Source organism: Chitinophaga japonensis, assembly GCF_007830125.1.
Classification (GTDB): domain Bacteria; phylum Bacteroidota; class Bacteroidia; order Chitinophagales; family Chitinophagaceae; genus Chitinophaga; species Chitinophaga japonensis.
This window is the reverse complement of sequence record NZ_VLLG01000005.1, coordinates 292,075-314,532: the sequence shown is the minus strand read 5'-3', so window position 1 is coordinate 314,532 and position 22,458 is coordinate 292,075. Positions and strand designations below refer to the sequence as shown.

18 protein-coding genes are annotated in these 22,458 nt (G+C 55.1%); 9 read left to right on the top strand and 9 right to left on the bottom strand.

From position 1 onward, the window contains the following. Positions 1 to 73: 73 nt before the first annotated feature. Complete coding sequence (locus LX66_RS22630) at positions 74 to 481, top strand: antibiotic biosynthesis monooxygenase family protein (RefSeq protein ID WP_211366477.1); 408 nt, start codon at positions 74 to 76, stop codon at positions 479 to 481. Beyond that, positions 463 to 942: a group II truncated hemoglobin gene (locus tag LX66_RS22625; protein WP_145717747.1), complete on the top strand. Its 480-nt coding sequence runs from the start codon at positions 463 to 465 to the stop codon at positions 940 to 942. Before LX66_RS22630 ends, LX66_RS22625 begins: the two co-directional genes overlap by 19 nt. A 29-nt stretch (positions 943 to 971) precedes the next feature. Here the strand turns inward: LX66_RS22625 and LX66_RS22620 are convergent, their stop codons facing one another. From LX66_RS22620 to LX66_RS22610, 3 genes are read right to left on the bottom strand one after another with little or no spacing between them, the layout of a single operon-like run. Then, positions 972 to 1,439 (bottom strand): hypothetical protein, encoded by a 468-nt coding sequence (locus tag LX66_RS22620; RefSeq protein WP_145717746.1) that lies wholly within the window; start codon positions 1,437 to 1,439, stop codon positions 972 to 974. Beyond that, positions 1,414 to 2,622 (bottom strand): DUF4221 family protein, encoded by a 1,209-nt coding sequence (locus LX66_RS22615; RefSeq protein WP_145717745.1) that lies wholly within the window; start codon positions 2,620 to 2,622, stop codon positions 1,414 to 1,416. Before LX66_RS22615 ends, LX66_RS22620 begins: the two co-directional genes overlap by 26 nt. Next, on the bottom strand, positions 2,612 to 2,815 hold the full coding sequence (locus tag LX66_RS22610) for a hypothetical protein (protein ID WP_145717743.1): 204 nt from the start codon (positions 2,813 to 2,815) through the stop codon (positions 2,612 to 2,614). The genes LX66_RS22615 and LX66_RS22610 overlap by 11 nt, the downstream gene beginning before the upstream one ends. A gap of 173 nt (positions 2,816 to 2,988) precedes the next feature. On the opposite strand from LX66_RS22610, the gene LX66_RS22605 reads away from it, so the two are divergent. Next, positions 2,989 to 4,029, top strand: coding sequence for a sensor histidine kinase (locus LX66_RS22605; RefSeq protein WP_145717742.1), 1,041 nt, complete (start codon positions 2,989 to 2,991; stop codon positions 4,027 to 4,029). Between the two features lie 43 nt (positions 4,030 to 4,072). Then, entirely contained in the window at positions 4,073 to 4,777 is a 705-nt protein-coding gene (locus tag LX66_RS22600) for a LytR/AlgR family response regulator transcription factor (protein ID WP_145717741.1), read from the top strand. 1 nt (position 4,778) lies between these two features. Here LX66_RS22600 and LX66_RS22595 read toward each other — a convergent pair whose 3' ends face one another. From LX66_RS22595 to LX66_RS22580, 4 genes are all read right to left on the bottom strand, one after another. Next, positions 4,779 to 5,432, bottom strand: coding sequence for a class I SAM-dependent methyltransferase (locus tag LX66_RS22595; protein WP_145717740.1), 654 nt, complete (start codon positions 5,430 to 5,432; stop codon positions 4,779 to 4,781). Positions 5,433 to 5,550: 118 nt separating this feature from the next. Continuing rightward, positions 5,551 to 6,228 (bottom strand): DUF3823 domain-containing protein, encoded by a 678-nt coding sequence (locus tag LX66_RS22590; RefSeq protein WP_145717739.1) that lies wholly within the window; start codon positions 6,226 to 6,228, stop codon positions 5,551 to 5,553. A 9-nt stretch (positions 6,229 to 6,237) separates the two neighbouring features. Then, complete coding sequence (locus LX66_RS22585; RefSeq protein ID WP_244620488.1) at positions 6,238 to 8,127, bottom strand: RagB/SusD family nutrient uptake outer membrane protein; 1,890 nt, start codon at positions 8,125 to 8,127, stop codon at positions 6,238 to 6,240. Positions 8,128 to 8,142: 15 nt separating this feature from the next. Continuing rightward, positions 8,143 to 11,367 carry a SusC/RagA family TonB-linked outer membrane protein gene (locus LX66_RS22580; RefSeq protein ID WP_170232406.1) on the bottom strand — a complete coding sequence of 1,075 codons (3,225 nt, stop codon included), beginning with the start codon at positions 11,365 to 11,367 and terminating at the stop codon, positions 8,143 to 8,145. Positions 11,368 to 11,784: 417 nt separating this feature from the next. On the opposite strand from LX66_RS22580, the gene LX66_RS22575 reads away from it, so the two are divergent. Next, entirely contained in the window at positions 11,785 to 12,864 is a 1,080-nt protein-coding gene (locus LX66_RS22575; protein ID WP_158642716.1) for an aminotransferase class I/II-fold pyridoxal phosphate-dependent enzyme, read from the top strand. On the opposite strand, the gene treA is transcribed toward LX66_RS22575, so the two are convergent. Next, positions 12,852 to 14,408: an alpha,alpha-trehalase TreA gene (gene treA / locus LX66_RS22570; RefSeq protein ID WP_145717734.1), complete on the bottom strand. Its 1,557-nt coding sequence runs from the start codon at positions 14,406 to 14,408 to the stop codon at positions 12,852 to 12,854. The genes LX66_RS22575 and treA overlap by 13 nt on opposite strands. Before the next feature lie 127 nt (positions 14,409 to 14,535). Between treA and LX66_RS22565 the strand changes: the two genes are divergently transcribed. The 4 genes from LX66_RS22565 to LX66_RS22550 are packed head-to-tail and all read left to right on the top strand — an operon-like array spanning position 14,536 to position 22,204. Further along, the gene (locus LX66_RS22565; RefSeq protein ID WP_145717733.1) at positions 14,536 to 16,746 is read left to right on the top strand and encodes a peptidase domain-containing ABC transporter; all 2,211 of its coding nucleotides are present in this window, start codon (positions 14,536 to 14,538) and stop codon (positions 16,744 to 16,746) included. A gap of 44 nt (positions 16,747 to 16,790) precedes the next feature. Next, positions 16,791 to 19,454: a lantibiotic dehydratase gene (locus LX66_RS22560; RefSeq protein ID WP_145717732.1), complete on the top strand. Its 2,664-nt coding sequence runs from the start codon at positions 16,791 to 16,793 to the stop codon at positions 19,452 to 19,454. 4 nt (positions 19,455 to 19,458) lie between these two features. Further along, positions 19,459 to 20,346 (top strand): thiopeptide-type bacteriocin biosynthesis protein, encoded by an 888-nt coding sequence (locus LX66_RS22555; RefSeq protein WP_145717731.1) that lies wholly within the window; start codon positions 19,459 to 19,461, stop codon positions 20,344 to 20,346. After that, on the top strand, positions 20,327 to 22,204 hold the full coding sequence (locus tag LX66_RS22550) for a lanthionine synthetase LanC family protein (RefSeq protein ID WP_145717729.1): 1,878 nt from the start codon (positions 20,327 to 20,329) through the stop codon (positions 22,202 to 22,204). Before LX66_RS22555 ends, LX66_RS22550 begins: the two co-directional genes overlap by 20 nt. A 59-nt stretch (positions 22,205 to 22,263) precedes the next feature. Here the strand turns inward: LX66_RS22550 and LX66_RS22545 are convergent, their stop codons facing one another. Beyond that, positions 22,264 to 22,455, bottom strand: coding sequence for a pinensin family lanthipeptide (locus LX66_RS22545; RefSeq protein ID WP_145717728.1), 192 nt, complete (start codon positions 22,453 to 22,455; stop codon positions 22,264 to 22,266). Between the last annotated feature and the right edge of the window lie 3 nt (positions 22,456 to 22,458).

Genomic DNA, 22,458 nt, shown 5'->3' with positions numbered 1-22,458 from the left:
GACGGGCTTACCTTCCGGTAAGTTATTGCCCGGTTAAAGTTATTCAAATATTTTTGGCGACAATCTGATTAATATGAAGACGATCTATTACCTGATACTGCTGCCCGCATTGTGTTTTGCAAGCATTGGCCAGGCACAGCACAATAACAAAACTATGAAAACAGACCAGTACTCCGTAGAAATTATCCGCTACAACATCCCGGAAGACCAGCAAGCCAGTTTTGAAAAAGCGTACAGCGATGCCGGCAAATACCTGCAGGCGTCCCCGTATTGCCTCGGCTACCATATTATTCATGGGGAAGAGGAGCCCACACACTACATCGTCACCATTCACTGGACCTCCAAAGAGGACCACCTGAACGGGTTCAGGAAAAGCAGTGAATTCACCGGCTTCTTTCAATTGGTGCAGCCCTTTTTTAGTAATATTGAAGAAATGAAACATTACAATCTCACACCTATCACATGGAACAAGGAAAAGTAGTGCCTACACTATATGAATGGGCCGGCGGCCAGGCAGCGCTGGAAAAGCTCACGGAAGTATTTTACAGCAAAGTATTGCAGGATGAGCTGCTGTATCCCGTTTTTAAGGATATGGCGCCGGGGCACAGCCGGCATGTAGCGCATTTTATTGCCGAGGTCTTTGGCGGTCCGCGCCTGTATACGGAGGGCGATAAGGGCAGTCATGCCACCATGGTGGCGCATCACCTGGGAAAGATGCTGGACGAGCGTAAAAGAAAAAGGTGGATGGACCTTTTGCTGGAAACCGCGGATGAAGTAGGCCTGGCGGCTGATCCAGAATTTCGCTCCGCACTGGTGGGCTACCTGGAATGGGGGAGCCGTATTGCGGTGATCAATTCCAATACGGATGAAAATCCTGTCAAAGAAGGTGAGCCGATGCCGAAATGGGGTTGGGGAGCAACTGGCGGGCCGTATGAGGGATAGCAGTGGAAGCGGCTGTAGTGACTTGTGAATCAATTGTTAGATTCCCCCCTCAACACCACTCCCAACCCATCTTCCTCCGGCCGTTGATAGGCAATGTCCGTGATCCGTCCATCCTTCACCGTTACGATCATCGGGTAAATATCCTTATCACGATCCGGGTACCGGATAATATTGGCGCTGTCTACCAGCACCCGGCTGCTGTGCAGGATGTCCCGTCCCAGCTTTATCTGCAGCAGCTTTAAGGATTGCGTGCGGGTGAAAATGTATTTCACATGTGGGGAAGAGGTACAATGCCGCTTCACAAAATCCTCCGCCGCGCTGATGCAACCTTCGCAACCCTGGTTGGGTATGATCACATAATAGCCGGTTGAAAGGAGGTCCGTGTCCAGCAGGTGCAGGGCCTTCATCAGCCCGGCATGTTGCTGCGAGCAGGCGCTTAGCAGCCATAACAGGATAGGATATACGATGTATTTACAGCTCCATTTTAATTTGTACATATCGGCCAATATTTGAGTCTTTGTTAGCGGCATCCAGGAAATAGAGGCCCCGGGCCGTCACGAAAAAATTGTCAAGCGCCAGGCTCCCGGGTAAAGACGCTTCACCCAGGTAGTGGAAGGCGGTATCGAAAGCGATTATTTTGGCGTGTTTTTCAGCCAACCCTTCGTGATTCAGGGCGGTGGCGGCAGGCGGCAACTGCAGCAGGCGGTAATAGCGCTGGCGATAGGGATCAAAAATAATGTTCCGGTAGGAGGGCGTACCGGTAAAGTAACGCAGCGGCATATCAGGGTCCTTCATTTTTTGATGCGTTTTGGGAAAAGGCAGGGCGCTGATACAGCAGGGCTCCCGGGTGCCGGCATATATATCCTTTACCTGCCAGGCGCTGTCTATCACCTGCAGCCGGTGGTCTGCCGGGAGACTGAGCAGCAGCTTGTCCTCCGTGGCATTATAGGCGGCATAAGGTGTGCGCATGTGCACGCCTCCCCAGTTGGCGGACCGGTAGACTTTTGAATAGGGCACTTTGTGCTGCACCTTGCCGTCCGGCAGGTGTATCTCCGTGCAAAGGGTGCGGCCCTCCGGCACCTCGTGCTCCCGTTCACCAATCAGGTAGCCTACGCCTATAATCGTATGATCCTTTAAAATAATCGGCGCGGCATTGCAGGCATTAGGCGGCGCCGGGTTAAAGGCCAGGTTGGGCGGCAACGGCCTGCCCGTAAAGGACAGGGTTTTGTACACGCTGTCTGCAGCCATGTTGTAGAACAGCAGTTGAAAGCTGTCGTAAGTATACAGCAGCAGGCTGTCGGGGCGCAGGTACTGAAAGTAGGTGACCTTCCCGTCCAGGTGCAGGGGCTGTATATGCCCGGGCCGCAGCAGCGCGGTACCTGCATCCAGGGGGTAGGACAGCAACCGCTTGTTGTAACCGTCGTATACCAGCAGGGCATTTTCCTTTTCAACGTATTGTACCGGTGTTTGTACGCCTACTACCAGCAGGCTGTCCAGGTACAGCCGCAGGGTATCGGCCACCACCGCTTTCAGCGATATCAGCCGGCCGCTGTCCGCTGCGCAATTATTGACCGGGGCGGCCTCTTTGCCGGCGCAGCCCGTTGTACCGGCATATACGATAAATAATAGAAAGGGGGCTACCACACAGGTAGCCCGCCAGTGAAGCAGCCTATTCCACATAAATGGCACAGTTAGGCGTTTCACCGGCCAGTACGGAGCCACAGTAGGAATAATACGTTCCGCCAACGATCTCGGTCTTGCATTTTCCGTTCTTGAAAGGATGCGGGCCTGCGCAGCCGATGGAACTTGCGGTGGGTACCTGGCTAAGCGTTGCTACAGCTACAAATGCCAGGAACAGAAGGGTTTTCTTCATCTTAATGGATTTTGAGTGTGGAATATGGGTTATCAATATTCAATATACATTTTTTTTGCACGCAACGCAAAACCGGACATTGATATGGCGGTAGCCGTTGCATTGTGTCACCGGAAAACCGCCGATGGTCAAAACAGGGGAGGGGATCGCCGATTTTTACTTAACTTGATCACATGCAAAATTTACGGTGGCGCATTATATTCCCGGTCGTGTACGGGTTGATCATCTACACCAGTATCCGCCTGGTGAATGATATCATCTCGGATACCCGCTTCTGGCTGCGGCCCTGGCAGGTTAATGCCGCCGAGATCTGCATGTCCATCCTGGCCTGCTATGTGATGGAGGCCGTGCTGCTGCGGCTCCTGGAAAAGAACCAGCAGCGGTACAAACCGCCTATCAGCAACCGTGCGCTGGTAAAGGAATTTGCCGGGGTGGCGCTGTGGATAGAGCTGGTATGCACCGCTATCATAATGCCGGTAGCAGCTCTAACAGACGATGGATTACAATGGTACGATGTGGTGAACATTTACCTGATCCCCCTGTTGTACTGGCTGTTATACTACGCTTTTGCCAGGGGCAATGCCGCTACCCGCAAAAGCTATGAGCAGCAGCTCCAGATCGAGAAGATCAGTAATGACCAGTTGCAGGCGGAGCTGCGTTTTCTCAAGGCGCAGTACCACCCGCATTTCCTGTTCAATGCATTGAATACAGTATATTTCCAGATGGATGAGGACGTAGGCCGGGCCAAGCAAACCATCGAAGAGCTGTCCGAGCTGCTGCGCTACCAGTTATATGACCAGCAGCAAACCGTTACCGTCCGGCAGGAGCTGCAATACCTGCAATCGTATATCCGGTTGCAGAAAAGCCGGATGAATGAGCACCTTTCCCTCGACGTGCGTTTTGATGATGCGCTGGACGGTCAGCAGTTGTACCCGCTGCTGCTGCTGCCCCTGGTGGAAAATGCTTTCAAGTACGCCGGCGGCCGGTACTGGATCAGGATCGAAGCAAGGCTGGAGCAGGACCGCCTGCATTTTCATGTGAGCAATGCCAAGCCGGACATTACCGTGCAAAGGAAAGCCGGCGGCATAGGGCTGGAGCACCTGAAAAGGCGACTGGCGCTGCTCTACCCGGGAAAGCATACCCTCACCATACAGGACAAGGGGCAAAGCTTCCTGGCGGACCTGGTCATTGAGGAAGTAGGAGATAAGAAGTAAGCCGCCGGGAAAATGAAGTGTGAAACCGGGCAAATATTAGCAGATGAAAATAAAATGTGTCATAACGGACGATGAACCAATGGCCCGCAAGGGCATAAAGGGCTACGTGGAGAAAGTGAGCTTCCTGGAGCTGGTGGGCGTTTGCGAAGATGCCGTAGCGTTGAACAACCTGCTGCGCGAGCAGGCGGTGGACCTGCTGTTCCTGGATATAGAAATGCCGTACATCAACGGGCTGGAGCTGCTGCAAAGCCTGCCGCAGCCGCCCAAAGTGATCTTTACCACGGCGTATGAACAGTATGCGCTGAAAGGCTTTGAGCTGGAAGCAGTGGACTATCTGCTGAAGCCTGTTTCCTTTGAGCGCTTCCTGAAAGCCGTGAACCGGGCGCATGACCTGTTCCGCTCATCCCCGCAGCAGGAGAATGCCGATCATCTTTTTATCAAGGCCGGCGAAAAGCTCGTCAGGATCTCCCTGGAAGACATTGTGTATATAGAGGCGATGGAGAACTACGTAAGCATCCACACCGTGCAAACCCGCTATGTGACCCATGCCACCCTGAAATCAGTGATAGAGACCATTACCGCGCCTGGCTTTATTCAAACGCATAAGTCCTTTGTGGTAAATGCTGCACGCATCACCGGTATTGAAGGCAATATCATAGAGCTGGGCAAGCACCAGGTGCCGGTATCCCGGAGCATGAAAGACGCCGTGATGGAAAAGATATTGAAGAACCGGCTGCTGAAGAAGTAAGTTATTTCTCCGCGACTATTACCACCCGCTCTTTTTCCAGCACCATGCCCATGATGCTCATGCTTTCTTCTTTTTCCAGCACCGTATCACGAACGGTATAACCGGCCTTTTCCAGCAGGGTGGTGGCTGCATCGGCATCGTACAACCGGAAGCCGTATTGGGTAAAAGGCAGCTTTTCCATGAAGGCGCGGGTGCGGATACCGATGGACAGCCGCCCCTGCGGTTTTAACACCCGGCGTATTTCCTGCAGTTGCCGTAGCGGTTCCTCCCAGAAATAAAGGGTATTCACGGTAAATACCTTGTCGAAAAAAGCATCTTCATAAGGCAGCTCTTGCCCGTTGCCCAGGGTAAAGCTGGCGGTTCCGGCTTTTACCAGTGCTGCATTGCGCTGCATGGCCTGTTGTACCATGGTTTCGGAAATATCTATGCCATAATAGCGCAGCCCGGGAGCGCGGGAAAGCACGTAGGGTGCATAGCCGCCGTTGCCGGGACCGATCTCCAGCACTGCATCCCCTTCCCGGCAGCCCAGCAGGTCTATCGTGCGTTGTATCATGCCGCCATTGTTAATGTGCATGCTGTCGGCTGTTTTAATGCCGTCTTCCCCGGAGGGTTTGCCTAACTGGCTGGCGATGGTTTTTAGTTCTTCTGTGTTCACCTTTTCAAATTAATAATTAATAATGAATAATGAATAATTAATAATCGTAACACTGGTGTTTTGATACAACATTATTGTTACAGGAATTATTAATTATTCATTATTAATTGTTAACTATTTATTTCAGCTCCACCTTCACCGGTACCGTGTACAACAGCTCCGCCACGCCGGCCGTTTTCACGCCCACCCGGGCGTACAGGTATCCTTTGGCTGTGAGTGAGGTGGGAATGGCCGCGGTCAGTGAAACAGGCTGTGTAATGTCCGTGATGTCCGCTGCAGCAACGGAAGCGCCGGCCACGCTGTTTACCTGGTCCACGATGGTGGTGGAGCCCAGGTACAGCGATACGGCGTCCAGCGGCAGGCTGTTATTGACCTGCGTCAGCCGCACCGAAGCATTGATATTGGTACCGTTTTGCGTGATGGTGCTGCTGGTAATAATGAAATACGGCGTTACCGGCACATCCACTTCCGTATGCCCGCTTACCGTGATATCTATGGTATCGGTGCTGCTTACCCAGGGGCCATTGCCGTTCAACTGCACCAGCTTGTAATTGCCGTCAAACAGCGTGGCGGAAAAAGCGCCCTCCTGGGTCACGTATATGGGAATTTTTGTGCGCAGGTCAAAACCGTCCTGCCACAGCTCCAGTTGCACGCCGTTGGAGCGCAGGCTCAGCGGATGGCCGTTGTATACCACCCGGCCCGCCAGTGTGGACTGGGGGCTGTCGTGGTTATCCTTTGAACACCCGGTTATGGTCATTACGGCCAGTACCAGGCATGATAGCATTATTCGTTGCATAATCATGGATTAATGGAATGGATTTTTCACAATTTTAGGATTATTATTGATAACTCCCTGATCAATGGAGGAATAATAGTTCCCCAGTTGGAAGAAACGCGGTGCCCTGAAACGGGGCGCTACCATTTTCACAAACACATATTTGCCGTCGCGGGCCGCATCGCCGGGGCGCACCACCCGGTAGGGGTACAGGGCGTATACCATGGCATTGGGATTGCCCACGCTGCCGTTCCACAGCTTATCCGCTATCCGCCAGCGCTTCAGGTCCCACAGGCGGTGGCTCTCAAAGGCCAGCTCTGCCCGGCGCTCGTTCTGGATACGGGCTATCGTGAGCGTACTAAGGCTGTTGGGGCCAAAGCCGGCCCTTTCGCGGACGGCGTTGATGTAAGTGAGGGCCTCGCCGGTCTGTCCCAGCTCAAAGGCCGCTTCCGCTGCATTGAGATACACCTCTCCCAGCCGGAACCATATCCACCAGATATCGCTCTGGATGCCGCGGGTGCTGGTGCGCGCGCCGGCATCAATATACTTGCGCAGGTAAAACCCGGTGTTGGACACCTCCTGTATGGAGCGGTGCGGACCGGAGCTGCCGGTGAGCAACCTGCCATCGGTGTAGGTAGTGTTCAGGTCGCTGCCTTCCACCACGTCATAAGCGTTGCGGGATGCGTTCCAGGCCATTACACCGGCCTGTATGCCTACGGGGAGGCCCTTGAAGGTGGTGCCGGGGTAGATCACGGTGCCGTATAAACGCGCATCCTTGTTGGCGAAGATATCCTGGGGGTGGTCATAGTAAATGAAATCGCTGTTATCCTCCGTGCGCGTTCGCAGCGTGCCGGGCGTGCCGTCCAGGTACTCATAGCTTTCTACCAGGTTAAGGGAAGGCGTAATGGAGGAAGAGCCCAGGTTGTCTTCCCGTATGCCCCGCACAATATTGTCGTAGGCGAACCAGTGCCTTTTCTGCGGTGACAGGAAATCCTTTACAAATATGGCCTCCCGGTTGCCGGATTTTTTGGTGATGGCTTCGTAAAAGTTCTCCCCGGGATCGGGATTGGTCCTGTACAACGTGTATACGCCGCTGTTAATGATCTCTTTGGAGGCGGCCAGCGATTTTTCATAGTACTCGTTTGCCCTGTCTGCGGGTATGCCTACCTCGCCGCCGGGCGTGCGGATGGGGGCGGGCATCTGGTTGTTGTATCTGGCAATGGAGCCGGCATACAGCATGGCCCTGCTTTTGAGCGCCAGGGCCGTGTATTTGTTGGCGCGGGACACACTGCCGTCATTACCCAGGTCGTCCCGGATGGCATCCACCTCGCTGGCAATGAAATCGTACACCTCCGCTTCTTTGGCACGGGGTACCTGCAGGGAGGACGCGTCTCCGCTGTAGTCATAGATGAGCTGCCGGGTTACCAGCGGTACGCCGCCCATTCTTTTTACCAGCTCAAAATAGTTGTAGGCCCGCAGGAAACGCAGCTCCGCGGAGAACTGTCTTTTCTGTCCTTCGGACAGGCTGACGCCGTACTGTGCGATGTTCTCCAGCGCCAGGTTAATGTCGCGCACCAGCGTATAGTTCCACAGGCGCCAACTGTCAAACCCGTAAGCGGGGATGTTGTTACGCCCGTCGTTGTTGGACTGGCCGGACCACATCGCGTCGTCAAAGTTGGCCATGTCCCGCCACTGCGCGATCCTGCCGTCTGCGCCGGCATTGTCAATATCCTGCAGGCCTGTTTGCGTGGGCAGGCGGTCATAAAAATTGGCCAGCAGGGCCACTATCTGCTTGGGATCGTTCCATACCTGCTCTTCCAGCAGGATGGTGCGGGGCTGCCGCTCCAGCCAGTCTTTCTCGCAGGCCGTGAAAGCCAGCAGTCCGGCAGCGAACAGTATGTTGATAGCTATCTTTTGCATGATCATCGTATGTTTTTAGAGGGACAGGTTAAAACCAAAATTGTAAAGCCTTTGCTGCGGGTATACCAGCCCGTTGGTAGCGCTGATCTCCGGGTCTATTTCATATTGCTTCACGTTGTCAATGGAAAACAGGTTGGTACCGTTCACGTACACACGTAGCCCCGCAATGTGCCAGCGCTTTAGCCACTCCTTTGGGATATTGTAGCCCAGCTCCAGGTTACGCAGGCGGATGTAGCGCACGTTGGTGAGCCAGAAATCGCTGAGGCGGTAGTTTACATGCGTGGTGTTGTCCTTGCGGATGGCCGGGTAGGTGCCGGGTATCCACGCACTGTTGGGATTATAAGGGTCTGCCCGGTGCCAGCGGTCGGTGAACATGTAGGCAGGAGAGGAGCCGTTGTTCTGGAAAGGATACCGCAGCTCCCAGTCGCGGAGGTAGGACTGCATGGCAGCGCCGGCGAAGTCAAAGCGCAGGGTAAAGCCGTTCCAGGCCACGCTGCCGTTGATACCGTAGCTTAGCAGCGGCTGTGCCGGCGTACCCGGCGTGGTGGCGGATTCCAGTGCATAGCCGATGGGCCTTTCATCCAGGCCGTTGATGATCCGGTCGCCGTTCACGTCCTCGAATTTGAGATCGCCGGGCAACTGCGTGCGGTTACCCTGCCCGTCATTGTTAACCTGGTAATTATCGATCTCCTCCTGCGATTCAAAGCGGCCGATGACATGGTAGCCCCAGGTGATGCCGGACCAGCGGTCCTCTGCGGAGGTCCGGTATTTGTCCAGGGAGTTGCCATAGCGGGGCTTGTAGGGATCCAGGCTCCTGAGCCTGGCGAAGGTGGCATTGACGCCGATGGAGTAGTTCACCTTGCCGGCTTCCCCGCTGTAGGTCACCATGCCTTCTATGCCGCGGGTAGCGTCGGAGTTCAGGTTCTCATTTGGCAGGGAGTAGCCTACTTCACTGGGCAGCAGCACATCATAGCGGGCGGCAGGCAGGCCGGTGCGTTTGCGCTGGAACACATCCACCTGCCCGGAAAGCTGCCCGTTCAAAATGGTGAAGTCTATACCGATGTTCATGGAGCGGTTCTTTACCCATGATAGTTGGGTAATGGGCAGGCCCCTGGGCCGGATGCCGATCACGTAAGCGCCGTTCAGCACCGCGCCGCCCTGGTTAAAGTTATAGCCGGCCAGGTAGCTGAAGGCGTCAGGCGGGTTGCCGTTGGGGAAGCCGATCTCGCTGCCCGTCTCGCCATAGGAAGCCCTTATTTTCAGGTCGTTCAGGAAAGCGCCCAGCTTGTCCTTCAGGAAGGGCTCTTCGGAAACGCGCCAGCCCAGGGATACGCCCGGGAAGAAGCCCCAGCGGCGCCCTTTGGCGTACAGGTATGACCCGTCATAACGGCCCAGCAGCTCCAGCAGGTACTTCTGCCTGTAATCGTAGTTCAGCCTGCCAATGTAGCCGGCCCTTGCTTCCGTGGTCCATTCATCGGCCAGGTAGTCCTGCTCGGACAGGTACTGCGTAGGGATGTAGTTGTTAGTAGGAATGGTGTGCACCACGTAGTAGGAGTTCTCGTAATCGGAGCGCTCGTAGGCCGCTACGGCAGACAGCGCGTGCGGACCGAACTGCTTGCTGTAGTTGAGCTGGAACTGTGCAAAGCGGGAGATCACGTTCCGCTTGTGCCGTTCGCGCCAGGGATTCTGGTTGCCGAAGCCGGGCTCCGTGTTGTAAGTGTCCGTCACGGGATCGTAGCGGTAGGCGTCCCAGGTGTACTCAAAGCCGTCAAAGTCTTCATTCAGGTAGTTGTAGGAGTAAACGCCTTTTGCCGTCAGCCCGAAATCAAAATCATACTGCGCGTTCAGGTTCACGTTAATGCCGCGCCACCATTCATCCACGTAACCGGTCACGTCATCCTTGTAGGTAGCGGGGTTTACGTTCACGTTATGCGTCTGGTTGATGTAGTTGGGATTGTCGTTGGCATAGGGGCTTTCTGTGGGCCACATGCTGAAGATGCTGAGGAAGGGATTGAAGTAATCGTCCAGCCCCGGCACGCCTACGTTATGTGTTTTTTCCAGGCGCGCGCTGATCTGGGTGCCTACCTTCAGTCCTTTGGCCAGGCTGCTTTCAATATTGGCCTGCAGGTTGGTGCGCTCAAAGCTGTAATCCTTCACGATCGCTTCCTGCTTGATACGGCTCACGGAAAGATAGTAATTGGAGCGCTCGGAGCCGCCGGAGGCATTGGCGCTGATGTAGTACTGCGGCACATTGGGGCGCAGCACTTCCTTGTAGTAGTCATAGCTTTTATAGCCTTTTTCCGTACCGGCTTCCCATTTGGCCAGCTCTTCCGGCGAGTACAGCAGGGAAGGGTCGCGGCCCAGGTTTTGCTCGGATTCCAGCAGGGCGCGCACGTACTGGCCGGCATTGGCCGGGCGGGGGTAGCGGGTAAAGTTCTGCAGCCCGTAGTAGCCGGAGATGTTGATGCTGGGCTTTTCATTCCGCCGGCCTTTCTTGGTGGTGACCAGCACCACGCCGTTAGCGGCGCGCAAGCCGTAGATGGAGGCGGAGGCGTCTTTCAGTACGGTAATGCTCTCAATATCATCCAGCCCCAGGCTGTTGAAGATGTCCTGCCCGGAGCCCTGCGAAAAACCGAACGCGGTGTTGGTGGTGCTGCCGGTGTACGGCACCCCGTCTATTACATACAGGGGGTTGCCCAGGTTCCTGATCTGTATGTTGGTGCCCCTGCCGGGCCGCGAGTCCGGGGAGCGGGCCGTGATGCCCGGCATCTTGCCTACCAGCGCGGCAGACACGGTAGTGGCGGGCGTACGCACCAGGTCTTCCGATTTCACGGCGCTGACGGCGCCGGTTACCGTGGCTTTCTTCTGGGTGCCGTAACCCACTACCACGATATCCGTCAGGCTGCTGGCCAGTTGCGCCAGTGCTATGCGCAGCACGCGGTTGGCGCCCAGCGTCAGCTCCCGGTTCTGGTAGCCTACGCTGCTGATCACCACCACGCTGCCTTCCGGGGCCTGCAATGAAAAGGTGCCGTCTTCCGAAGTGATAGCGCCCTTCGTGGTGCCTTTCAATACTACGGAAGCGCCCGGCAGCGGCATGCCTGCCGTATCGGTCACCGTGCCCCTGAATGTGCCGGGTGTGCCTTGCTGTGCAAATAAGGGTTGAAGCATGCAGCTACAGGAGAGCAAAAGCGCGCATGCTATTAAACGCTTCTTGTGCAAGAAGTGTAATAGTAACTTCATAACGTCGGGTTTTATTGGTAAATGGAAAAAGCAATACCGTTCCGGAAAATGATCATTTCCGGGAATACGTTACTGTACCGGGTATCGGCGGTATGTTAGTAATAAACAGCTAAGTAAAGCATGAATGATTTGGTTGTTTCATCTGTAAATATTTGTTTTTCATTTGTCAGATGGAACCTCGCATTAACCTATCCCTGTGTGAGAAAGTCTATCGTGCTCGGTTTCATACGGGAATTTTTTGGCGTTGGTTAATAAATATACCCCGGGGCTGCTACGCTGCTATACGACCTGGCATGAGTGGTAATGCCATGCACTATAAAAATAAAAAAAATAAATGTCAATCTAACACTTTTTTTTAGAAACCTTTCAGGCTTTAGAAACCTGTCAGGTTTCCCTTTTTTATGGTATTTTTATTTTATGCTCGACCTTAGATTCAATTATCCCTCTGTGAAAAAAGAGGCGGATATTTTCCAGCAGTATATCAAAGGCCTACCGGAACAGGAGAAATACGGTATGTTAACACCTCCTTCCTTCCGGCCGGCGCCGGCAGCGGCGCAGGAAATAGGCCAGTGGCTGGAGCTGCCCCCGGACACCCTCCGGTACCGGTCTGATGTGATCACCACCTGCAGCGGCAACAGCGCCCTGCACTGCATCCTTACCTGGTTCCGCAATATGGAGGAAACGGCCGCCATCGAAGAGTTTACCTATACTTCCTTTAAGGCCAGCGCGCATGAGCTGGGTTACCGGTTGCATACCATTGCCTGCGACGCGCAGGGCATGATACCGGAGGCGCTGGAGGCGCACCTGCAAAGCAGCAATACCCGGCTGGTATACCTGCAGCCCACCATTCACAACCCCACCTGCAGTGTGATGTCCCTGCAGCGGCGGCGTGATATTGTGACGGTGATCAAGCGGTTCCGCGATGTATATGTGATAGAGGACGATGCCTACCGTTTCCTGCATCCGTCGCCCCCGCCTACCTTCCTCCAGTTGATGCCGGACAAGACCCTGTATATCTGCAGCTTCTCCAAAGTGTTCAATCCTTTTGTGAGGGTGGCGCATATTGTTTATCCCCGCAATATTCTCCAGGGGGTGGACAGCATTATCCGGTACACCACCAGCGGCAGTTCGGGGCTGCTCAGCGCTTTTGCCCGGTACCTGGTACAGGGCGACCTGTTGCAACAGGTGATCGCGGAAAAAAGGCATATCGCGGAGCTGCTGTATGAGAAAGTAAAGAACATTTTCCAGGACCTTCCTTACCGCACGTTCCCCGGCAGCTACCACATCTGGGTAAAGCTGCCGGAACAGCTCAGCGCCGGGGCATTTGCAGCGGAAATGCGCACCTGGAACATTGATATTATGAGCAGCGAGGATTTTTCCACTACGGGCAACCAGGAATATTTCAGGATAGCGATGGGCAGTACGTGGAATGCGCCGGAGCTGGTGCCGTCCCTGCAAACCCTGGCAGGCGCTGTCCGGAAACACTACTCCACCTGAATGTCATACTGCTTCATCAGCTTCAGCAGTACGCCATTGGTCCATCCAAAGCCGTCCTGCGTGGGGTATTCGCCGCCGCCGGCGGTCAGGCTCAGGTCCGTTACGTTATATTTTTCCATCAGCTTGCCCGTAGAGCGGTACACTTTGATGTTGAGGGCCACCCATCTTTCCGCTATGTTTTTAGCCAGCGCTTTGGCGCCATAGTTGTCCAGCCCGGTAATGGTCACCCATTGCAGCGGCGCCCAGCCGTTCGGGTAATCCCATTGCTGTCCCGTAGCTTTTAAGGTGGTTACCACGCCGCCGGCCTGCAGGAAAGCCGTGCGGATGTTTTCCTGCACCGGTTTGATCCTGTTCCTGGCGGCAATGCCGGTAAAGAAGGGAAACATGCCGGCCAGCGTCTGTTCCGGGGAGTGGCGGCGGTTGGGCAGATCATAGTCCAGGTACCAGCCGGCTTTTTCAGACCAGCAGTACCGTTCTATGCTGCGCTTTCTTTTGCCTGCCAGTTGCGTGTATTCCGCTGCTTTTTGCTGCTGCCCTGCCAGGCTGCAGGCTTTGGCCAGCGTGCTTTCCAGGTGCCAGAGCAGGCAGTTGAGGTCTACCGGCACCAGCGCCGTGGTACGGATGGTATGCAGGTCCTTCCCGTTGCCGAACCAGCGGCTGCTGAAGTCCCAGCCGCTTTCTGCGCCGGAGCGCAGCTCCCGGTATATCTCTGCATCAGGCCGCTGCGCGGCGGCCGCTATGGCTACATCTTCCTTATAGGATTCCTGCCGGGGAATATTGTCCCGGTCATAATACCGGTTCAGCAGGCTGCCGTCCGGCATTTTTACCACGTGCCGGGTAGGGGCGGAGCGGTCCATCCAGTAGGCATATTCTTTTTCCATTTGCGGCAGGTAGGATACGTAAATGCTGTCTCCCTTGTGTTTGGCGAGTATGCCCAGCATCAGGGAGAAGAAAGGGGGCTGGGAGCGGCTGAGGAAATAGGTGCGGTTCCCGTTGGGAATATGCCCGTAGCGGTCCAGCAGGAAAGCGAAATTGCGGATCATGTTCTCTATGATGGTGATGCGCCCGCTTTCTTCCAGTCCCAGCATGGTGAAATAGCTGTCCCAGTAATAGATCTCCCGGAAGCGGCCGCCGGGTACAATGTAAGGGTAGGGCAGGGGCAGCAGGGAGCCGTAGGGCGTGGTGGTGTTCGGGTCTCTTTGCAGCACATTCCACAGGTGCCGGATATGCGTTTTTACCGGTGAGGCCTGGCCCTGTGCTATGCCGGCCTGGGTGACCGGTTCCGGCACCTCGAAATAAGCCGTTACAAAAGCCGCCAGGTCAAAGTCCGGCTGCTGCCGCAGCGCTTCATACCGGGCCATAATGCTGTCCGGGCTTGTTTTGGGCACGCAGTCCACAAAGGTCTTATTGTCCGGGAAAACACCGGACAACTGCACGGCTTTAAAGAGCGGTCCGAAGAGCTGGTCCGGCGTTTGCTTTTGCTGCGCCCTTACTGCGGTGGCACAGATCCATAAGCTGAGGAGGAGGAAAAGTGTTTTTCGCATAGTAATTAATAATTAACAATGAAGAATTAATAATAATCACAGCGATGTGAAGCCTAAATGTAAGTGTAACATCACTTATGGCAATTATTAATTGTTCATTATTCATTATTAATTTATTTTTGCAACAATGTTTCAAAAACTACCCCATCGAAAACCCTTTCCGTTTTACCGGCAATCCGACGCCATGGACTGCGGGCCCACCTGCCTGCAGATGATCGCCGCGTATCACGGGCGCGCCTACCCGTTGCAATACCTGCGGAATGCCTGCAGGATATCCCGGCAGGGCGTCACCTTTGCAGACATGATGGCCGCGGCGGAACAGTTGGGGTTCAAGACCCTGTCGGCAGAACTGCCCTATGAAGTGCTGGCCAAAAAAGCGCCGCTGCCCTGCATCCTGCATTGGGACAAGCAGCATTTCGTGGTGCTCTACCATATCACGGAAAAGGAAGTGCATATAGCCGACCCGGCGCTGGGCAGGCGCAGCCGCTACTCCATACCGGATTTCATGGCTGCCTGGCAGGTGGAGGAGGCATCCGGCTATGGCCGGGCCTTATTCCTGGAGCCTACACATGCTTTTTATGCAGCGGAAAGAATACCGGTGCAGCCGCCCTCCCTGCGGGCATTGCTGCCTTACCTGAAGGCGCACCGCAAAAGCCTGCTGCCGGTCATGGCCTCGCTGCTGCTGGCCAGTCTTTTTTCGCTGCTCACGCCTTTGCTCACGCAGGCCATCGTGGACAAGGGCATTAAACAGCAACAGGTGTCCCTGTTGCTGCTGATCTGCCTGGGACAACTGATGCTGTTCCTGGGCCGCATGGTGATGGACTTTATCCGTGCCAGGCTGCTGCTGAAACTGGGCGCGCGCATAAGCATCGTGATGCTGAAGGATTTCCTGCAGAAGCTGATGCGGCTGCCGTTCCCTTTTTTCGAGAACCGGCAGGCCGGGGATAACATGCAGCGGGTAACGGACAACCAACGGGTGGAGGATTTCCTGACCTCCTCTTTTGTCACCTTCGTGCTGTCCGTCATTACCCTGCTGGTGCTGGGGAGCATGCTGCTGTACTACAACTGGCAGGTGTTCCTGCTGTTTGCCGCCGGCGCAGTTGCGGGCATATTGTGGGTGGGCGCTTTCCGGGAAAAGCGCAGCCGCCTGGACCAGAAGCGTTTCCAGGTGCTGGCGGCCAACCAGAATACGCTGCTGGAAATATTTTCCGCCATACAGGAAATAAAGCTCACCGGCAGTGAAGCTGCCAAAAGCGCGCAATGGGAGGCCCTGCAGGAACGCTCCTTTGCCGTGAAGCTCGAAAGCCTGCGGCTGGACCAGTTCATCCAGGGCACCGCCCTGTTCATCACCGAGACCCGGAACGTAGTGGTCACCTGCCTGTCCGCCATACTGGTGGTGAACGGGCAGCTCACCCTGGGCGCTATGCTAGCCATTACCTACATCTGCGGACAACTGAATGCGCCGGTAACGCAGCTCACGGATTTTATACGCGCCGTGCAGAACACCCGCTTCAGCATGCGCCGCATGTGGGAAGTGCACGGCGAGCCGGATGAGGACCCGGGCCCGGAAACGGAGCTGCCGGCGGAGATGGTAACAGGAAAGGATATACGCCTTTCCGGCGTGTCCTTCCGCTACGGCCACCGGCATTCCCCGCTGGTGCTGAATAACATCCACTTCACCATACCCGCGGGCAAGGTTACCGCCATTGTAGGCCTGAGCGGGAGCGGCAAGACCACGCTGCTGAAGCTGCTGCTGAAATTTTACCAGCCCGCGCAGGGCGATATATGGGTAGGGGACAGGCCCCTGCAGGAACTACCGGCCAAAGCCTGGCGGCGCCATTGCGGCGCAGTAATGCAGGACGGCCATGTGTTCCGCGACACGATTGCCAATAACATCTTTGCCGGCGCTGCAGAAAAGGATCACGTACGCCTGCAGGAAGCCTGTAAAATGGCCTGCATCCATGATTTTTTCAGCGCCATGCCTTTTGGCTACGAGACCTATGTGGGCAAAGACGGCTACGGCCTCAGCGAAGGACAGACACAGCGCCTGCTGATAGCCCGGCTCATTTACCGCAACCCTTCCCTCGTGCTGCTGGATGAAGCCACCAATTCCCTGGATGCGCATAATGAGCGCGCCATCATTTACCACCTGCAGGAGTTTTTTAAGGGTAAGACGGTGGTGGTGGTAGCGCACCGCCTTAGCACCGTACGGCATGCGGACCAGATACTGGTCGTGGACAGGGGCGCCATCGTGGAATCCGGTACGCACGATGCGCTCGCAGCCAGCGGCGGCGCATACTATCACCTGGTCAGGAACCAGTTGGAGCTGGGAAAATAAAAAAGTGAATTCACCTTTCACTATTCATTCTTAAATACTACCCTATGACGTTGCAAATATTTCCATACGCACTGGTACGCTACGCTTCCATGCCCTTCAGAGAGTTGGATACCCTGCACATGCCCGGTATATCAACTCATATAACGGCAACGTCCCAACTGAACGCTCAATTACAGCAACAACGGGATGCGCTGTGCGATCAGTTGTTTACCACCGTGCAGGCAGCGGAAGATCACAAGGAAAGGCAGCGCCTGCTGCAGCTTAAACGGAATATCTATAACGGTAAAATACCCGCCGGCGCTACCGCCATGTGGATAGCCCAGGATAAAGATCCTGCTTTGCATGCCGCCCTGCAGGCGTACTTACAGTTGCATGAGGAGCAGCAGTCCCTTTTGCGGGCCTGGGAGAAATCCTTTAAGCAGCATATTATCCGTAGCCGGCGGCAGTTGCAGGCCTGGGCGCAGCAGGAGTTGTTGCGCAGCGGCATACTGTTGTCCAGCCCCGTGCTGTACGGTCAGTTGGACGGTTTTGCTGCTGCAGACCCCGCTGCATTCAGGAACCGGGAGCTGAAAAACGAGTATAGCCTGCTCCGTTATATTACGCGTATGGCGGGTAAAACATCGCCTTTCAGCACGTTCACCTATACCGGTACGGCCACCCTGCGACCGGAGCTGACCGGCTTTCAGCAACCCGCTGTTCATGCGGGCATTGACAGCCACATACGGCTGAATAACGGGTTGTTTGCCTACATCCGCTCATTGATGATTCACCACCCGGTGCTGAACGAGATACTGGAGGTAAAGCTGAATGTAACAGCCGTCAAAGAAGAGGAACAACTGTGCTTCCTGGTCAATTATTTTAATGTGGAGGCCTTTCAGCGCATGCCAGCCCGTAATCTGCCCCTGTGGCTGTTTGGCTTTCTGCAGGAACACGGCACGCTGGCCAGTGGAGCGCTGACGGATATACTGGCGCAGCACATACCTGATACGGACCGGGAAAGCATCAAGGCGTTTCTGCAAAAGCTATCGGCCAGCGGCTTCCTGGAGCCGGGCATTGGCTGCTCCGGCGTAGATCCGGGCTGGGATGCGGCGCTGGCCCGTTTCCTGATGCCGCATATCCGTCAATATCCTGCGGCAGCGGCCCTGCACCGGCTGCTGGAGCTGCTGGCGGAGTGGAAAGGTATTTATGCGGGCGCAGACGTGATGCAGCGCCGCCGCTTGCTGGATGAAACTGCAGCAACGCTGAATAAGATGCTGTGCGCCCTGCAGGAGGAGGCAGGGCTGCCCGTAATAACGGCAACGCCGGATACTGCTACCGTAACAGCCGCTGCCGGTGCAGCATCATCCACATCCGCATTCGAAGTGGATCGCTTTGCGCCCCGCTATTTTATGTCCCAGGATATTTTTTATGAAGACGCCTGTACGCAGGAAAGCGGTAAACTACCTGCGGCAGCCGTGCAGCTCTTTCTGCAAAAGGCAGACAAGCTGTGTACGCTGCTGGAACCAATGGATACCCTGCAGGAGGAGCGGCAGCGCATGCGCCATTTTTTCCTGCAGCATTTTGACGCTGCGCATACCATGCCCGTCACCGCTTTTTATCATGCTTATTACCTGCATGAAAAGAAACAGGCGGCAGCGCAGCAGGGAAAGGGCAACCCTTTACTGGAACCTATGCCCATACCGGATACCATGCAGCTTAAGCTGCACCCTTCGCTGATAGACATCAGCGCGCAGGCTGCCGCGAGCGCTGCCAGGGGGATTGCCCGTGGGCTGTTCGTACAGTTTTACAATGAGCCACAAAACGGCGAGCCCGTGCTGCATGGCGTTGTCAACGCCCTGTTGCCAGGTATGGGAAAAGTGGCCGGGCGTTTTCTCCACCTGTTTGATCCTGCCGTAGCGGATGCTTTCCTGGAATGGAACACCTCCCTGCAACCTGACTGCATGATGATGGAACTGAACGACGGCTCTACCTTTAACGCCAACATACACCCGCCTTTGCTGCCTTATGAAATATGCATGCCGGGCGGCAATAATAACTACCCGGTTAACCGGCAGGTATCCCTCCGGGATGTGACTGTGCAGTATAACAGCGATACGGACCTGCTTTCACTGTACCATGCAGGCGAGCGCAAGGAAATATTTGCCTACGACCTTTGCCTGGAATCGTTCTATAGCCGTTCCCACTTTTACCGGTTGCTGGCCCATTTTAACCCGGAGCCGCGCCTGCCGCTGCGCAGGCTGATAGCGGCGGTGGATCTTCAGCACGCTGCCGCCTTTACCCCGCAGGACGATGTGCAGCTAAAGCCGCGCATCGTTTTCGAGAAGCAGGTAGTGATCAGGAGAAAGGGCTGGCTTGTAAAAACCGCTGCTGTACCGGAGCAGCAGCAAGGAGAAACAGATGCCGCGTATTTCCTGCGCCTGCAAGGCTGGAGGGAGCGGCACGGGTTGCCGGAGCACGTGTTCCTTTTCCTGAAATCGCCTTATATCAAGGCACAGCCCGGCGCGCAAAGCAGGCTGCAACGCGATGATTACAAACCACAGTACATCTGTTTTACCCAGCCGCTGCTGGTTATCCTGTTAAAAAAATTGCTGGGCAGGGCAGGAGCGTACTGTTACCTGGAAGAAATGCTGCCGCATGCCGCTCATTTACAGCAGCATGGCCCTGCAAGCACTGTAACGGAGTATATGTTGCACTGGTATAAATGCTGACAATATGGAAAATGTTTGGTTATCCGCTCACCTGTTCTATGCAGGCCATCCGCACGTGCTGCTGAACCAACTGGTAACGCCGCTGTTGCAGAGCTCCGGCCTGAACGCCTTTTTTATCCGCTATTGGGATGGCGGACCGCACATACGCCTGCGTATACACGTAAAAGCAGCAGCGGTGCAAACCGTAAAGGCATTGCAGGAAGCCGCTGCCCGCAGCTTTTTTGCGCAGCATCCTTCGCAAAGGGATGATACGCAGTATAGGAGCAGGCCCCTGCTGCCTAATGATACATTACAGTACATTCCTTACCAGCCGGAAACGGAGCGCTACGGCAATGCGCAAAGCATAGGCTGGGCGGAGCAGCAGTTTATAGCCTCATCCCGTTATGTATTACAGCACATACATGACACGCCGGACTGGGATAACTCCGTTGCGTTGCTGCATGCTATCCGCCTCAATATGGCCCTGCTGTATGCGTTGCGGGAAGAGGAAGCAAGCGCGCTGGATATTTGCCGCCATTTCATACAGGGATGGCTGCCCCGCCTGTATGGCCATACAAAGGATGCGCAGGCGAAGGAACAACATTACATGCAGATGCTGCACGACCGATTTGCGGTCTATGCGCCTGCGTTGACGGCTGCCACCTTTCAGTTGTGGCGGGAAATGGAGCAGGACAATGCGGAGCCGCACCTGCAAACTTTCATTGCACACAACCGGGAGATCTTCTGCCAGTACCGGGCGCTGGGCTTTACGGCATCGGAGCTTCGCCCCATTATTGGCAGCTTTATGCATATGGGGCATAACCGGTTGGGCATATCCAACCTGGACGAGGCCTATATTATGTTCTTCACCCTTAAATGTATGGAGCATATTTATGCAGGCATGGACGCATGAACAGCAGCAGGAGGTAGAAACGGAATTGCTCCGCATAGCGGATATGCTTTTACCCCATATACAGCCGGCCGCCATTCATGCCAATCTGGAAGGACAAACCGACAGCACAACCCTTTTTAACGGTAGTGCGGGCATCATCCTGTTCTACCTGCGGTTGTATGAGCACTATCGCGAGCCGCAATACCTGCAGGTCTGCGAAGCGGCCACAGTTGCTTTGCTGCAGCATCCCTCCATTGTTCAGCCGGCATATTTTATCCTGTATACCGGCGCTACAGGGTTGCTATACCTCTGCGTAAAAATGTATGAAGCCACCGGAAATGCCGCCTATATGGGAAGGGCGTTGGACCTGCTGCCGTATTTTGAGCAGGGCATACTGGAGCATGTAACGCAGGACGATCTTCTCAGCGGTCATGCCGGCAATATATGGATACTTACTTACCTGCATGCACATACGAAAAATGAGCGGTTGCCGGAGCTGATACGGAAGCTGATAGATAAGATGATACAACATGCCCGCATTGCTCCCCAGGGCCTGCGGTGGGGCCACATCAAAAAATCCTACGACTGCCTGGCCGGGTTCTCTCACGGCGCATCGGGCATTGCCTATGCACTGCTGCAAACAGCGCAGTACTTCAGGGACGAAGGGCTGCGCTACCTGGCTGAAGAAGCGCTCCGGTATGAAATGCAGTATTACGACCCGGCAACCGCTAACTGGCTGGACCTGCGCCTTACCAGTACCCGCCTGTATGAATCGGATATAATGGAATGGCAGGTATCCGATTTCAGGAAATACGCCAGCGATGTGAACAGTTGGGCGCATGGCGCGGCAGGCATCGGCCTGGCAAGATTGTACGCCTGGCAGGTAACGCAACAAGATGCGTACTTGCAGCAGGCGCAGACAGCCGTGCAACGCTGCCTGCGGGATGCGCGGGAGTTGAAACGCGGCGATTTTACCCTGTGCAGCGGCTACGGCGGCGTGGCTGCCTTTCTGCAACAGGCAGCCGCCGTATTGCAGCAGCCGGCGCTTCGTATGGCCGCACAGCAGCTTGCGCTGGCAGCCGTGCGTTACTACCGGCAGCATGGCGTCTATAACGAATATATCCCCGGCAACAATGCAGACCCCGGTCTGTTTTCCGGCATGGCAGGGGTAGGCTATATGCTGCTGGGCGCATTAATGCCTTGCCGGGCAGACGTGGTTACGCATCCCCTTATCTGTGCTGACAGCCGGTTCCATACAGCTCCCCTGTATGCCCCGGGCGAGGTAAAGCGGCAACTGTTTGCCCGTTACTACAAAAACACTTTCCTGCATTTACAGCAGCATGGGGCAGATATTGCCGCCCTATGCGCAGCCGCCGATATACACGCATTAACCGCACAACTGCCGCAGGCAATAGCGGCGCTGCCGCCGGAGCAGCGCATCATTGCACAGGACTGCTTTCTGTTTGAGCAATCCTTTACGGAAATGTGGGTGCAGCATAAAGGATGGCTGTGCTATGAAAAGCGGCGGGAACTCCTGCATGCATCCGCACAACAACTGCTGCAACTGCCGGCAACGGATTTTCTGCAAACCGTTTTCATCCCGGTGCATAACGCACGGCTGTGCCGTGCGCCGGACAGCAGCAGTTATTATTACCTGTTGTACAGCCACGAAGCCGGTATTTCCGCTTTCCCGGCCGGCCGGCTCACGGCCACTTTGTTCAGCACGCTGGCGACTGGCAAAAAGCTACAAACAGTAATGGATGAAACATTATATGCGCATTTTGCGCAAGCGGGAGAGGAGGAGCGTATACAGGTACAGGAAGCTATTATAGCACAAACAAGGATGCTGCTGCAACAATGTTTTATTAAAGGCGAATAATAAATGTGCCACACCTCAGCGGTGTGGCACATATTGTTGCACTAAAAATCTGTCTGTGCTTAGTCGCAGATAACAGTCGTGCACAGGTGACCTTCGTCATCTGTAGAAGGAACGGTATGCGTTTCGTGGCTCAGTCCGGCCAGACCACCTGCCAGGCGCATATTCATTTCACTGTCAATGCTGGTCACGAAGCTGTCAATTTTAAGGTCGTCGAGGCTCAGCCTGAGCTGATTTACTTGATTTTCTTTCATAAA